Origin of the sequence: Mucilaginibacter segetis (genome assembly GCF_016522075.1) — a bacterium.
Classification (GTDB): Bacteria; Bacteroidota; Bacteroidia; order Sphingobacteriales; family Sphingobacteriaceae; genus Mucilaginibacter; species Mucilaginibacter segetis.
Map to the genome: position 1 here is coordinate 1 of NZ_JAEHFW010000002.1, position 14060 is coordinate 14060.

General features: G+C 41.5%; 13 protein-coding genes and 1 tRNA gene. 6 read left to right on the forward strand and 8 right to left on the reverse strand.

The genetic code is table 11. From position 1 onward, the window contains the following. Positions 1-528 precede the first annotated feature (528 nt). On the forward strand, positions 529-1905 hold the full coding sequence (locus I5M19_RS09680) for a methyltransferase RsmF C-terminal domain-like protein (RefSeq protein WP_200066136.1): 1377 nt from the start codon (positions 529-531) through the stop codon (positions 1903-1905). A gap of 32 nt (positions 1906-1937) precedes the next feature. Here I5M19_RS09680 and I5M19_RS09685 read toward each other — a convergent pair whose 3' ends face one another. Both I5M19_RS09685 and I5M19_RS09690 read right to left on the reverse strand, forming a co-directional pair. Next, positions 1938-2663, reverse strand: coding sequence for a LytR/AlgR family response regulator transcription factor (locus tag I5M19_RS09685; protein ID WP_200066137.1), 726 nt, complete (start codon positions 2661-2663; stop codon positions 1938-1940). Between the two features lie 2 nt (positions 2664-2665). Beyond that, entirely contained in the window at positions 2666-3691 is a 1026-nt protein-coding gene (locus tag I5M19_RS09690; RefSeq protein ID WP_200066138.1) for a sensor histidine kinase, read from the reverse strand. A gap of 218 nt (positions 3692-3909) precedes the next feature. Here I5M19_RS09690 and I5M19_RS09695 point away from each other — a divergent pair, with 218 nt between their 5' ends. From I5M19_RS09695 to I5M19_RS09710, 4 genes are all read left to right on the forward strand, one after another. Next, a complete protein-coding gene (locus I5M19_RS09695; protein ID WP_200066139.1) occupies positions 3910-4122 on the forward strand; it encodes a hypothetical protein in 213 nt (70 codons plus the stop codon). After that, entirely contained in the window at positions 4116-5024 is a 909-nt protein-coding gene (locus tag I5M19_RS09700) for an ABC transporter ATP-binding protein (RefSeq protein WP_200066140.1), read from the forward strand. Before I5M19_RS09695 ends, I5M19_RS09700 begins: the two co-directional genes overlap by 7 nt. Beyond that, on the forward strand, positions 5021-5818 hold the full coding sequence (locus I5M19_RS09705; protein WP_214653052.1) for an ABC transporter permease: 798 nt from the start codon (positions 5021-5023) through the stop codon (positions 5816-5818). Before I5M19_RS09700 ends, I5M19_RS09705 begins: the two co-directional genes overlap by 4 nt. Before the next feature lie 90 nt (positions 5819-5908). Beyond that, entirely contained in the window at positions 5909-6139 is a 231-nt protein-coding gene (locus I5M19_RS09710; protein ID WP_200066141.1) for a PLD nuclease N-terminal domain-containing protein, read from the forward strand. Between the two features lie 7 nt (positions 6140-6146). Here I5M19_RS09710 and I5M19_RS09715 read toward each other — a convergent pair whose 3' ends face one another. The 6 genes from I5M19_RS09715 to era all read right to left on the reverse strand — a co-directional run bounded on the left by I5M19_RS09715 (position 6147) and on the right by era (position 13717). Continuing rightward, positions 6147-7490 carry a M20/M25/M40 family metallo-hydrolase gene (locus I5M19_RS09715; RefSeq protein ID WP_200066142.1) on the reverse strand — a complete coding sequence of 448 codons (1344 nt, stop codon included), beginning with the start codon at positions 7488-7490 and terminating at the stop codon, positions 6147-6149. A 15-nt stretch (positions 7491-7505) separates the two neighbouring features. Next, complete coding sequence (locus I5M19_RS09720; RefSeq protein WP_200066143.1) at positions 7506-10670, reverse strand: ATP-dependent DNA helicase; 3165 nt, start codon at positions 10668-10670, stop codon at positions 7506-7508. Positions 10671-10756: 86 nt separating this feature from the next. Continuing rightward, on the reverse strand, positions 10757-11044 hold the full coding sequence (locus tag I5M19_RS09725) for a type II toxin-antitoxin system RelE/ParE family toxin (protein ID WP_200066144.1): 288 nt from the start codon (positions 11042-11044) through the stop codon (positions 10757-10759). Next, positions 11041-11268: a hypothetical protein gene (locus tag I5M19_RS09730; RefSeq protein ID WP_200066145.1), complete on the reverse strand. Its 228-nt coding sequence runs from the start codon at positions 11266-11268 to the stop codon at positions 11041-11043. Before I5M19_RS09730 ends, I5M19_RS09725 begins: the two co-directional genes overlap by 4 nt. A 96-nt stretch (positions 11269-11364) precedes the next feature. Next, positions 11365-12666, reverse strand: a complete 1302-nt coding sequence (gene der, locus I5M19_RS09735) for a ribosome biogenesis GTPase Der (RefSeq protein WP_200066146.1) — start codon at positions 12664-12666, stop codon at positions 11365-11367. A gap of 175 nt (positions 12667-12841) precedes the next feature. Further along, positions 12842-13717 (reverse strand): GTPase Era, encoded by an 876-nt coding sequence (gene era, locus I5M19_RS09740; RefSeq protein WP_200066147.1) that lies wholly within the window; start codon positions 13715-13717, stop codon positions 12842-12844. Positions 13718-13861: 144 nt separating this feature from the next. Here era and I5M19_RS09745 point away from each other — a divergent pair. Continuing rightward, positions 13862-13934, forward strand: a tRNA-Met gene (locus I5M19_RS09745). Positions 13935-14060 lie beyond the last annotated feature (126 nt).

Consider the following 14060-nt stretch of genomic DNA (forward strand, 5'->3'; position numbering starts at 1 on the left):
CTTTTTGCATCCCAGCTCGTGGTCTCCCACTTACCGTTACGCTGCATAATTTACTTCCTATCTCTTTTAAGAACTTTTTTGATGTCTGTCGCAGACATCTTTTATTTTGAAAACCTATTTGGTTTTACTTTCTTTTACTATTTGCTTCGTTCCCGAAGCGGCTGCAAAGATGCAAATAATTTAGTATTCATGTCAAGTGTTATTTTCACTTTTTTTTAAATATTTTTTTATTCGCTAATCTTCAAAAAACAACGCCCTTTTTTATTTGAGCGGTCACAAATGTAAGGAGAAATCGGCTATCTGCCAAAAGTATTTATAAAATAATACAAGGCCTTATGGTAACTTGCTGTTAGTGAACTAATCTGCATCAATATTTATTTTATCTGATACCGCAAATATGAGCCTATTGTGCCTGCAACCAACAAAAACAGGGTTTAAAAAATAAACTCAAAATTGCAGCAGGCCTTCGTTTTTTTATAAAACAGCGCAATTTATGCCCTCGTTTTTTTGTGTAAGTTTGAATTATATATGGATAATTATTCTTTTCCGGCGCGTTTTTTGGATTCATTAACCGGTGAACCGGGATTTAACCGCGAGCGTTTCATAAACGAACACCTTGCCGGCAGCCCGCTTACCTCTGTCCGGCTTAACCCTTTTAAGCCATCATCCATGAAAATAAATACGCAGGTGCCCTGGTGTGCCGAAGGTTTTTATCTGGATGAGCGACCCTCTTTTACCTTCGATCCGCTTTTTCATGCGGGCTGTTACTATGTGCAGGAGGCATCGTCCATGTTTATCGACCATATTCTGAAAAATATCCGACCTGAAAAAGAGGATGCTATTAAGGTGCTCGACCTGTGTGCTGCTCCCGGGGGTAAAAGTACCTTGCTGAATTCGGCCCTGCAAAGCAGCGATCTGCTGGTATCCAATGAAATTATAAAAACGCGCGTACCTGTATTAACTGATAACCTTACCCGCTGGGGAACATCAAACGTAATTGCTACTAATAACGACCCGAAGGATTTTACTCACCTGCAGCATTTTTTTGATGTGATACTGGTTGATGCGCCATGCTCGGGCTCGGGCATGTTCCGTAAGGATGCCGCGGCCATGAAGGAATGGTCGGAAGCTAATGTTAACCTTTGCCACCAGCGGCAGGAACGGATACTTGCGGATATTTACCCGGCTTTAAAAGAAGACGGCTACCTTATATATAGTACCTGCTCCTACTCGCACCAGGAAAACGAGGATATACTGGATTGGCTATGCAAGGAATTTGAGCTGGAAAGCATACGTATACCTATAGATAAGGAATGGGGAATTGTGGAAAGCCAATCAGACGTGCAAAAGGCCTGGGGATATCGCTTTTATCCGGGTGAGGTAAAAGGCGAAGGATTATTTGCAGCCTGCATGCGTAAAAAAGGAGACACAACCGGCACCTCGAATTATAAAAACAATAGTCAGCAAAAATTACCCGCTAATGAGCTGGATATAGTAAAAGCTTATTTAAATGAGCCGGATGATTTTTACTTTTTTAAGGTGAATGATGACTGGCTGGCTATAAACCGCGAGCATAAGGAAAGCCTGAACCAATTGCACCGCAGTTTATATATCAAAAAATCGGGGGTACGTGTTGGCAAGCTGGCCGGAAAGGACCTGATACCTGACCACGAACTGGCCCTGAGCCTGGCCATTAACCGTAATGCCGTTTTAAGTACCACACTAAATAAGGAACAAGCCATACAATACCTGCGCAGGGATAACATTAATATTGATGTTGCTGAAAAGGGCTGGAGCCTGATGACATACGAGGGCCACGCTTTAGGATGGGCAAAATTACTACCCAACCGCATTAATAACTATTACCCTAAAGAGATAAGGATAATGACGCAACAAGTGTTGTAATCCCTCGCTTTATAATATAAACATGAATATTATCAGATATTCTTACCGTCAATCACTTTAAAGAAATCGTCGCGGTAGGTGTCGCCAACTGGGATCACTTTGTCGCCGATAAAAATACGGCTGCGCTCAATGCTGTCTATCTTATTGATAGCTACGATGTATGATTTGTGTACACGTATAAAATGTTTATCGGGCAGGGCATCATCCATTTTTTTCATGCCTTGCAGGGTAATTATGCGTTCGGCATCGGTAAATATGGATACGTAATCTTTTAACCCTTCTATATATAATATATCGTGCAGGTAAACCTTCTGAATTTTATGCTCTGTTTTAACAAATATAAAATCGCTTAAAAAATCATCCTGCTGTGCAGGTTCAGCCGGGGCTACGGGTTTAGCAGCAGGCTGTAAAACGGATTGTGCCTTTTGTACCGATTTTAAAAACCTGTCAAAAGCGATGGGTTTAAGTAAATAATCCACTACATCCAGCTCGTAACCTTCTAAAGCGTACTGCGGATAGGCGGTTGTAAGTATCACCTTGGTTTTTCCGTTGGCAATGCGCAAAAATTGTATGCCGGTAAGTTCGGGCATTTGCACATCCAAAAAAACCAGGTCGATATTACCATCCTGCACCATGGTAAGCGCTTCAATAGGGTTAGTGGTTGATTTGATCAACTGCAAAAAAGGCATCTTGGAGATATAATCTTCCAGTATATGCAAGGCCAAAGGCTCATCATCAACAACAAGACATCTGATCATGGTTATAAAACTAAGGATAATTGACAAGTATAAGTATCCGTTTCGTCACGAATATCTAAATTATATTTACCGGAGTACAGCAGATCAAGCCTGCGGCGTACATTAATTAAACCTATCCCCCCTTCCGCATCGCGGTTGTGGGTGTGTTTTTTGTTTTGGATAAAAAAGTACAGATGCCCGTCGGTAAGGGTTATTTTTAACTCAATAGGTGATTGCGGATCATTTGCCACCCCATGTTTAAAAGCGTTCTCGATAAAAGATATCAGCAATAGAGGTACTATTTGCTGGTTGGTTACCTCACCCTTCACTTCGTAATCAATAAAAGCTTTATTGCCAAAGCGTATCCGCTGCAGATCGATATAGTTTTGCAGGTACTGTAGTTCTTTGGTCAGATCAACCTTATTATCGTTACACTCATACAGCATATACCGCATAATCTCCGATAATTTAAGGATAGCCTCGGGCGTGGTATCCGACTTTTGATAGGCAAGCGAATAAATGCTGTTTAAGGAGTTAAAAAGAAAATGAGGATTGATCTGCGATTTCAGGAACGACAACTCAGCAGTGAGCCGCTGATTTTCCAGATCTCGCTGTACGCGTTCATTCAGGAACCAATCAATAGTGAATTTTAAAACGGTACTTAAAAATATGAATATTACACTGGTAAATATGGTACTGAGAAAATAAGACCAAAAGCCGGTTGTTGCACCATCTTTCATGTGCATTAATATTATTTTTTTGAATACTAATGCTACTCCATACTTACCAACACCAAATAAAACTATAGTGGCTATTATAAACATAGCATACGTTTTATACTTCTTTTTATCTAAAAAGCGCGGTATTAATATAAGGTAGTTTAAATAGAAGAGGCCTATATTTATTATGCCATACAGTAAAAATATTACCAGTAAACTTTGCAGTGCTACTTTGCTGTTACTATGAGCTAAAAACAAAAAGAACGCAATACCGCCAAGCCAAAAAATTATGTGCCAGAATATTTGCCAACTTTTTTTTATTAATGCCATACCTTACAATTACAGCAACTAATGTAATATTTTGATAATTACAAACCCTTGTAATTATATATAGTAAGTTTTTTTACCGATGAACTGGCGTTTATTACCGATCAACTGATTTAAGTATATAAATCGGCGTTTATCTACAAATCCTGTGTGTTGGTCTAAATGATTTTAGCGCCCGGTTTTTTTAATATTCCTTTGTTGCATCAAAAACAATCACAACAATGAAAAAGTTAGTTTCAAATTCAAATCCATTCATTTTATTACTTGCTCCTGTAGTATTTGCAATAATTATGGGGGTTAGCTACCAGTTTGAACAAAAAACACAAGAGTTTGCTTCAACACACTCTACCACCATACAAGCAAAATCATTATTCGTTAAAGGTGTTAGCTTAGTTAAAACTGTTTGCAACCTTTCAAAAGATACTGTATGGTAATCCGTACCGAAAACCTTTCGTTCAGCTTTGGCAGCCAGCAGGTTGTTAAATCGCTATCGCTGCAAGTGCCCGAAGGGTGCATATACGGATTTTTAGGACCCAACGGCGCCGGTAAAACCACTACTATTAAAATGCTGCTAAACCTGCTGCAAACAGAAGAAGGCAGCATTTATATTTTTGAGCAGGAACTGCAAAAGAACCGCATAAAAATATTATCACAAATAGGTTCATTAATTGAGCAGCCTGCTATATATCATCATTTAACCGGTAAAGAGAATCTGCTTAACCGGGCTATGCTGCTACAGGTTAACGAAGACCGTGTAGACGAAATGCTTAAGCTGGTGAAGCTGAGCAATGCAGCTAATAAGAAAGCCGGGCAATATTCACTGGGTATGAAACAGCGCCTGGGTATTGCGCTCGCCTTATTGAACGATCCTAAATTACTGATACTTGACGAGCCTACCAATGGCCTTGACCCTAACGGGATTATTGAAATACGCGAATTACTGATGCGATTGGTTAAAGAGCATCAAAAAACCGTGTTCATCAGCAGCCATTTACTGGGCGAAATTGAGCGGATGGCTACGCATGTTGGCATTATTAATAATGGTGAGATGTTGTTTCAGGGAAGTATAAAAGACCTGGAGAGCATTAGTCAGCCACAAATATATATTGAAACAGATAACAGTGTTGATGCCGCTAATCTGCTGAAAAGGAACGGATACGAGGTGAGCGATATAAATAACCAAAGCTTATTTGTGCCTTTCGTTTCTAAACAGCAAATGGGCGAAGTGAATGCTTTGCTTAATCAACACAGTATTATGGTTTTCAGCATCAGCAAACAACATAAAGACCTGGAAAACCTGTTTTTATCTATCACTCAAAATACCCAATCATCATGAAGGGATTTTTATTATCATTCCGGTCTGAATTTTATAAGACCCGCAAAACCCTGGGTTTTTGGAGCGCCATACTGTTGCCTTTACTCATTACCCTACTGGCCTTTGCTATATTTTATACCAAAAGTGAAAAATTTGTAATGATGCAGCCTATTATGCTGTGGATACAATTTACCATGATAAGCCTTGGTATGATGGGTTCTTTATTATTACCGATGTACACCATATTTGTGGCCTATTCCGTAAATAATGTAGAACATAAGGCCGATACCTGGAAAACCCTGTTCAGCCTGCCTATTTCGCGCTGGTCGGTATATGCGGCTAAATTCCTTTACGCGGTGTTCCTGATATTTTTATGCCTCGCTTTGTTTACCGTTTTGACTATAGGTTTTGGTAATTTGCTAAGCCTGTTAAAGCCCGAGCTAAAGTTTAACAACTACCATATGGAACTGCAGCTTATGCAGGTTTATTTCAAATTATTCTTATCAGCATTGGGCATATTATCCATACAATTTTTATTAAGCCTTTTATGGAAAGACTTTTTGAAACCTATGGGTGTCGGTTTTGTGGCTACTATAGTGGGGGTAATAGCGGCATCAAAGAACTGGGAATACAGTTATGCATTCCCCTATTCGCACCCAATGGTAGCATTAAGCAGTATGATACATAAGCAAAAAGGCCCGGCTAAAGATCTGGTAATTGATGTTTTTACTAAAGATGTATTTGTGAGCCTGGGCATATCAGCAGTGGTATTTGTAATAGGGTATTTTATTGTACAAAAACGCAGTGTAAAATAAAACAGGGCAGGTCAATAGTTTTAAAAACTCCAAGAAGTTTTTCTATTAAGCATCAATGGCATATATTTATAGGTAATAAATAATTACCATATGTCAGTACTATCGTTTTTAAACATTGGCGGCCCGGAGTTAATTTTAGCCATATTAGCGCTAATAGCCTATCCTATTATGGTTATATTTTGCCTGATAGATATTATCCGCTCCGATTTTAAAGACCAGAACACCAAGTTACTTTGGATAGTGATCGTGCTGCTCGCGCCGTTTTTGGGTTCAATACTTTACCTCACCATAGGCCGAAATTCAAAATCCGGAGGGCTTTAGATCGCCTTTATCTTACCGGCTTCGGAAATACCGGCAGGCTTTCGTGCCCCTGAGCGTCAACAGACTGTACCGCAAAAAGGTAATTGTCCTTGGAGTAAGCCAGCGTAGCATCAGTGCCGCTTACATAAAATTTCTTCTCCCAAACCGGGCTGCTGGTTTCGCGCATTAAAACATAATAACCTGCAGCAGCATTACCCTTAGGTGCCTGCCACTTTAATTGGGTTTTATTGGTAAGCCCGCTGGTTACAATACCTACATTTTGTGGTTCCGCTGGTGCTAAAGCCAGGTTAGCCAGTACAGCAAGATTCATGCGTGCCACTTTCTGCGTATATTCATAATCGGCAAAATCGGGCAGATCCCCATAGTTAACTCCGTTCCCGGTACGTATATCTTGATGCTGGCGGTTAAAATCCTCGTTCATTTCGGTAACGCGTATAGCTGTAAAACCCTGTTGCGAAAACGGCGTATGATCGCCGCCGCGCAGGTAACGGTCTCTGCGATAGATCAGCTTAACATCTAACTGGTCAACATATCGTTCGCCAACTTCCTTTATATAACGTGCCAGTTCGCGTGCCGGGCTGTCATTCTCGCCGCCTACCGCATTACGGATGGCTGCTTGTCGCTCGGTCTCCGCGGCGGGTACACCTTCGCTAAACACACGCACACTGCGGTTGTCCTTTAACCCTGTTTCCATCCCATAGGTATTGCCAACAATATCATTATTCAGCATGGCGTCAATATCCCATCCTTCAGCTTTAGCGCGTTTGGCCAAATTGGTTGAGCCGTATAACCCTTGCTCTTCGCCCACCATCGCAACAAAAATGATGGTAGCCGGGAATTTATGTTTTGCCATAACTCGCGCCAACTCCATGGAAAGGGCGGTACCTGATGCATCATCAACCGCGCCGGGTGCTGCGGATGTGGCATCCATCACATCGCTCACCCTGGAATCATAATGCCCGGATACCAGGTAGATGCGTTTATCGGCGGTATCGGTCCCTTTTAAAATGGCCAATACGTTTTTCATGGGTGTATCCTTATCAATGCGGTTTCCCTTTGGTTGTGTAAAAACATCAAACTCTACCTTCATCCGACTGCCGGAGGCAGCCGCGTATTTTTCATACTCCGCTTTTATCCAGTTACGTGCAGCCCCTATCCCCTCTGTTTTACTTGTGGTATCGCTTAACGTATGGCGGGTTTTAAAACTTACCAGCTTTCGTACTATGGCTTTTATGTTTTTGGCCGATACTTCATCGGTCATTTGTTTAATGGCAGCATCAGGCCGTATGGTGGTTTGCGCAAAGGCGGGAGCAGTGATCAATAGAAGAATAACGAGTTTAAGCTGTTTCATTTTGCAATTTAAAAATTATACTTCTTCCTCCTCGTTTACTTCTAAAATGTTACCTGTTTGGCTAAAATTGCTTTTTACAAAATGGCACCAATCGCATTCTTTTTTACCGCAGCCTACGTTAAAATCATGCTGCATTATTTTTTGATAAACCGAGGTGATCTGCCCGGTAACCGTTTCAATATCATCAGGGGTTATCACTATCTTTTCGCTGAAATACTCATCATTAACCGGCTCAACAAAATCAAATATGGTGTTGATCACTTCCCAGTCATTTGTGCGGTCGTTATCTACTAATATTTTATAAAATACCGCCTGGCGCCAGTAATCGCCGCCATTAGGTTGTTCCTCAGTTGGCCTTAGTAATTTAGTTTTGGCGTTGCGTACCCGGCCGGTTTTATAATCAACCACGGTAACCTGCTTGCCATTAAATTCAATTTTATCCAGGTTTCCTTTTATGGGCACGCCATCTACCTCAATGTTTTTTATAGTTCGCTCAGTTAGCGCAACTTTATTCCATGTGGGTACATTTTGTTGGTAATAGGGCGGTAATATTTTATCGCCATAATCAACCCGCAGCTTAAAATCCGTTTTGGTGAACGAGTCGCGGTTACGGTACATGTACCACCTGAATTCGTTAACAAAATCATCAACAGGCATAAACTCATCTTCAGGATCTTTTAACTTACGGAAGGCCTTATTCAACGCCCAGTGTACCGCCTGCCCAAATGTGGCCGACGGGCTTTTGCCTGATGGAACACGTATTAAACATTGAAAGTAAAAACGGAGCGGGCAATCCAGGTAATTATTAAGATGGGTAACCGAAAGCGTATAATTTTGCAGTAGCTGGTTAATGTAGTTGCGGTCAAGCAATTCAACCACAGGTTTATCATCCTCGTTATATTGTGTGGCGAAAAAGCCAAACATATCCTCGTCATTAACATGCGGATAGCTCAACTGCAAATGCGTATCGGCCAGTATCTCGCCTATGAATTGCGAGCGCTCCTGATCTTTTCCCTTAGCATCTTTGGCGGCATATGAAACGTGCAGGCATTGCTTTGCACGAGTAATGGCTACATAAAAAAGGCGGCGTGCTTCTTCTTTTTGTGCAATATCGTCGGACATGGCACCGGTGAGCGTATCGGGGTAGCTGAAACCATAATTACGTCCCTTGCCATCCCAGGTGCGTTTATCGCAGCCTATAAAAAACACATGCTCAAACTCTAATCCCTTTGAACCGTGTGCTGTTAAAAAATTCACGCCATTATCCGAGAATATTACTTTATTCAGTTCTATGCGGATATTGTTCTTTTTCATCAGCTCTATGGTGGCAATCAGGTCGGACAGTTTAATTTCGGGATTCTTGCGGCTCTCCTCTTTCAGGAAATCAAAAAAACTGGTTAGCACCTGCATATAGGTTCCCTTATCATGCTGCTGCATAATATATTTAAGGATACCCATTTTAGTTACCACATCCTGAAAAAACTGCTGTAAGGTAACGCTCACTGCCGATTTAAGCAGGTAGTCGATATCATTCACCAAAAATTTCATTTCGGTGTTGGGCTGTTTGCTGAACAGGTCTGTTTGGGCAACCAGCTTCATTTCGCTGATGTAGCGGCGCAGGGAGGTAACCGGCTGGTCGTTTTTGAGCATACCGAAGTTTTCTTTAGCTACCGCTATACTTGCCTTTGCTATCTCTATGGGCGGAATGGTGAACAGGTCATAATGCAATATCTCGAATAGGAGTTCATCACCACTATACGGCGAATCCAGCTCCATGGCCAGGTAGCGTAAAATGTTCACTATCTTTTCGCCGAAGGGCGTAGTCAATACATCTATTTTACGTTTGGTGTTTACCGCTATCTTTTGCGCCTCCAGAAATTTTAACAATTCTTCTACCTGGCTGTGGTTACGGTATATCACCGCTATTTCACCGGGCGGGGTTCCTTTAGCTACCAGATCTTTTATTTGCAGAGCCACATCTACCAGTTCCTGTGCGGGGTTTTCGTATTCCTTTATTAAGGGCTCTACTACCAGCTGATCAAAACGCGGATGCGATGAACGCAGATTTTTATCGAGCTTTAGCTGTGTGGTTAAACGCTCCCGGTTGTTATTTATAAGCGCCCGTGAAATATCAAGTATATGCTGATTGGACCGGTAATTATGTTTTAACACCACCGTTTGCAGGGTTTGCACATAATCGCCCGCAAAATCAAGAATGTTTTTCATGTTAGCACCCTGGAATTTGAATATCGACTGGTCGTCGTCGCCTACAACAAACACATTGGGAGTTTCCCAATAGCTCAATAAAAACTTCAGCAGTTCGTTTTGCGAGCCGCTGGTATCCTGAAATTCATCCACCAGGATATATTGATAACGCTCCTGATATTTACGCAATATCTCCTCATTTTCCCTAAAGGCCTGTAGCACCCAAATGATCATGTCATCATAATCATACCTGCCCTGCTTCTTCATTTTGGCTATGTAATTATCATACTCACCTACGGCTGCCAAAAGCTTGGCCATAGTTTCATGAGCCTTGTCGATATCTTTTTGCTTAGGATCGCCGATTTTTATCCCGGCCTTGGCGTTAGCTCTTTTGTAGATAAATTCTTCACGGTTGGGCAGGTCATCCAAATACTCCTGAACGGTTTGATGGATAAATTCTGCCGACCAGTTTTCGCGTTTCATGGTGGAGAATAAGCTTTTAAAACGCGGGGCATCGTAATAAATATCTCCGGTAAAGCGCTTCAGCAGGTGATCGTTCGGCAGGTCGTCTACCAGTTCGCGAAACAGCATCGCCGATTCCAGATCAGACAACGCTTCTAAATTCAGTTTACCAAAATATTCCAGATTCTCCTGGATGATCTCGTTACAAAAAGCATGAAAGGTGTAAATATTTATGCGGTAGGCATCGGGGCCAATAAACTCAAACAAGCGTTTGCGCATGGCAACGGCGCCAGCATCTGTATAGGTGAGGCACAATATCTCGTTTGGCTGCGCATCTGTATCCGTTAATATTTTACCAATGCGAGCGGCCAGTATCTGCGTTTTGCCCGTACCCGGCCCGGCTACTACCAGCACGGGGCCATCCATTTTATTAACAGCCGCCAATTGCTCGGGGTTTAACCCGGCAAGCGCCTCCTGAAATTTTAAATTATACTTATTTAAGGTTGATTGCATAGTGTAGTATAAAGATAAGGATTGTTTGCAATGATGCTAAAGGAGGAAAAACCCCTCAGCAAATAAATAAGAAGAATAGCTGATACCTAAGAAATCAACGGATCCTGCCGATTATCCCAAAAATAAAGCACAATTATTGACTTTTCATTAACCTTATAAAACAATGAAGTTTGCTTTGATATGACAGCCCTTCTTATTTCCGCTATCAATGATGCCTGGTACATGTAAGGCTGAACAGCTATTAATTTTAGAGTTGTCTGAACACGATTTATAAATATCCCTGCTTGTTTCATTCCCCATTTATCATCAATAAGCAAAACAATATGGTCAAAAGTTTCCTGTGCTTCTTCTGTCCAAAATATTGATCTGCTCATAAATATTTAGCATACTTACTAATTGCCTGATCGTGGGAAATGAGTTTTCCTTCGTCGGCCTGCTTTTTTGCACGCTCTATTCCGTTTTGTACATCCAGAGGCAGATCGTCCCAAAAGTCCTTTCCATCATTTTCAAATAACTGTTTAATTTGAAACAGCAAGTGCTCGTCTTCCACTTCCAGTAAACGTTTAGCAAGCTCTATTTTTTCTGCCAATAAGTTCATAATCAAATTTAATGTTAAATATTGAAATAAATAAAGCCTTAAAACAAAATAGCGAGTGTTAATTAAAACAGTCGCTATCAATAATACCCCTTCTTTTTACTTCTGCCGGAACCACACCTGTATCGGGGCGCCAGAGAATTCGAAATTCTCGCGCAACTGATTTTCAATAAAGCGGTAATAAGGCTCCTTTACGTATTGCGGCAGGTTACAGAAAAACGCAAACATAGGCGATGTACCTGCTATTTGGGTGATGTATTTTATTTTAACGTATTTACCTTTCAATGATGGCGGCGGATAATGCTCTATTATCGGCAGCATAATATCGTTAAGTTTTGAAGTTGATATTTTGCGCGCGCGGTTCTGGTAAACCTGGTTTGCTGTATCAATTACCTTTAATACACGTTGCTTTTCGGTTACCGAGGTAAATACAATGGGCACATCAGTAAACGGGGCTATTTTTTGACGTATCTGCTCTTCAAAAACTTTAATGGTTTTGTTATTTTTCTCTATCAGATCCCACTTATTCACCACAATAACAATCCCTTTTTTATTCTTTTCTGCCAGATGGAAAATATTGATATCCTGTGATTCTATCCCTTCTACGGCGTCGATCATCAGTATCACCACATCGGCTTCTTCCAGAGCTTTAATGGTACGCATTACCGAGTAAAATTCGATATTCTCCTTAACCTTTGTTTTTTTACGCAACCCGGCGGTATCTATCAACATAAAATCGTGACCGTACTGGTTATAATGGATGTGGATGGAATCGCGGGTGGTGCCTGCTATAGGGGTAACAATATTCCTGTCCTTTCCTATCAGGGCATTTATGATGGATGATTTACCCACATTAGGCCGGCCGACAATAGCGTATTTAGGGCGTTGGTTGTCTTCGAGATCTACATCCTCAAAATGCTTTACCACTTCATCCAGCAATTCGCCGGTACCTGAACCCGTCATGGAAGATATGGTATATATCTCCCCCAGACCTAAACTGTAAAACTCGGTAGCATCCGCTAACTGAGCGTTATTGTCCAGTTTATTTACCACCACAAATACGGGCTTGTTGCCTTTACGCAGCAAGTTGGCTATTTCATCATCCAGATCGGTAATGCCGGTGGTAACATCCACCATAAACAATATCACGGTAGCTTCTTCAATGGCAATAACCACCTGCTCACGAATGGCCACCTCAAATACATCTTCGGAGTTGGCTACGTACCCGCCGGTATCCACCACGGTAAAGTGATGATCCGTCCATTCCGATACGCCGTAATGCCTGTCGCGGGTTACCCCGCTAAAATCGTCAACTATGGCTTTGCGGCTCTCGGTTAAACGGTTATATAAAGTGGATTTGCCCACATTAGGACGGCCCACTATTGCTACTATATTGCTCATTTGTGTAATAGATTCAAGAACCAGGACCCAAGATTAAGCATAGCTGTTATTTTACAGTACTAAACCGGCCCAACTCTAAATTATAAACTTTTTCTGTATTGTACAGAGTTAAGAACTACCATCAATATAAATTATTTTTCTTGATTCCTGTATCTTAACTCCTGATCCTGCTCAATTATTCGTACCCGAATTTTTTAAGGTAATTTTTTTTGCTGCGCCAATCAGGGATAACCTTTACGAACATCTCCAGAAATATCTTCCTCTGAAAAAATTCTTCCATATCCCTACGGGCGTAGGTGCCTACAATTTTAAGCATTTTACCCCCCTCGCCTATCAGTATGTTTTTTTGGGAATCGCGCTCCACAATAATTTCAGCACTTATGCGGTGCAGTTTTTCGCCCTCCACAAAGGCGGTTACAATTACCTCGCTGCTGTAAGGGATCTCTTTTTTGTATTGCTTAAATATTTGCGCTCTTATCATTTCCGATGCAAAAAACCGGTCGTTACGATCGGTAAGCGCATCTTTTTCATAATACGCCGGATGCTCAGGCAGGTTCTCCATTATAAAATCCATAATGGCTTTTATGTTATGATCATGCAGGGCCGATATGGCAAATACTACCTTAGGCTGCAGGGTATCCTGCCAATACTGCGCCTTTTTGCGTACTTCCTCCTCGTCAGACAGGTCTATCTTATTGATCAGCACGGCCAGCGGGGCGGTTGAGCCTTCGAGTTTTTTAAGTACATCCTGCTCATCATACTGCTCGTTAATATCAGTTACCAGTAATATCAGGTCGGCATCTACAATCGAACCTTCCACCTGGTGCATCATGCTATCGTGCAGGGCGTAGTGCGGTTTTATGATACCTGGCGTGTCAGAAAATACGATCTGGAAGTCGTCGCCATTTACAATACCCAGTATACGATGACGTGTTGTTTGCGCCTTTGGGGTGATGATGGACATTTTTTCGCCCACGAGGGCGTTCATAAGGGTTGATTTACCCGCGTTGGGTTTACCAATTATACTTACAAAACCTGCCCTGTGCGTCATAAAAAAATAATTAAAATAATATTTGGACTGCAAAGAAACGAATTATATCTTTGCAGTCCAATTAAAAGAAAGCGAAATAGCTTTTTTGACAATTGGAAGCACCTTTCCGGAGTTATGAACGGAATGCAATATATACCAATACAGTGCGGGATGGAGCAGTTGGTAGCTCGTCGGGCTCATAACCCGAAGGTCGTAGGTTCGAGTCCTGCTCCCGCTACCTAAAACCCTTGCAATTTGTTGACAATCAACAAATTTCAAGGGTTTTTTTATTTTTCAACGTACGTAATTGCGGTGCAATTGAACGTAAAAGTCATAAGTGTATTAATATTCTCCATAATTAGCG

Coding starts and splice junctions, on each gene's coding strand:
- I5M19_RS09680 (WP_200066136.1), top strand. CDS start 529: ATGGATAATTATTCTTTTCCGGCGCGTTTTTTGGATTCATTAACCGGT.
- I5M19_RS09685 (WP_200066137.1), bottom strand. CDS start 2,663: ATGATCAGATGTCTTGTTGTTGATGATGAGCCTTTGGCCTTGCATATA.
- I5M19_RS09690 (WP_200066138.1), bottom strand. CDS start 3,691: ATGGCATTAATAAAAAAAAGTTGGCAAATATTCTGGCACATAATTTTT.
- I5M19_RS09695 (WP_200066139.1), top strand. CDS start 3,910: ATGAAAAAGTTAGTTTCAAATTCAAATCCATTCATTTTATTACTTGCT.
- I5M19_RS09700 (WP_200066140.1), top strand. CDS start 4,116: ATGGTAATCCGTACCGAAAACCTTTCGTTCAGCTTTGGCAGCCAGCAG.
- I5M19_RS09705 (WP_214653052.1), top strand. CDS start 5,021: ATGAAGGGATTTTTATTATCATTCCGGTCTGAATTTTATAAGACCCGC.
- I5M19_RS09710 (WP_200066141.1), top strand. CDS start 5,909: ATGTCAGTACTATCGTTTTTAAACATTGGCGGCCCGGAGTTAATTTTA.
- I5M19_RS09715 (WP_200066142.1), bottom strand. CDS start 7,490: ATGAAACAGCTTAAACTCGTTATTCTTCTATTGATCACTGCTCCCGCC.
- I5M19_RS09720 (WP_200066143.1), bottom strand. CDS start 10,670: ATGCAATCAACCTTAAATAAGTATAATTTAAAATTTCAGGAGGCGCTT.
- I5M19_RS09725 (WP_200066144.1), bottom strand. CDS start 11,044: ATGAGCAGATCAATATTTTGGACAGAAGAAGCACAGGAAACTTTTGAC.
- I5M19_RS09730 (WP_200066145.1), bottom strand. CDS start 11,268: ATGAACTTATTGGCAGAAAAAATAGAGCTTGCTAAACGTTTACTGGAA.
- der (WP_200066146.1), bottom strand. CDS start 12,666: ATGAGCAATATAGTAGCAATAGTGGGCCGTCCTAATGTGGGCAAATCC.
- era (WP_200066147.1), bottom strand. CDS start 13,717: ATGACGCACAGGGCAGGTTTTGTAAGTATAATTGGTAAACCCAACGCG.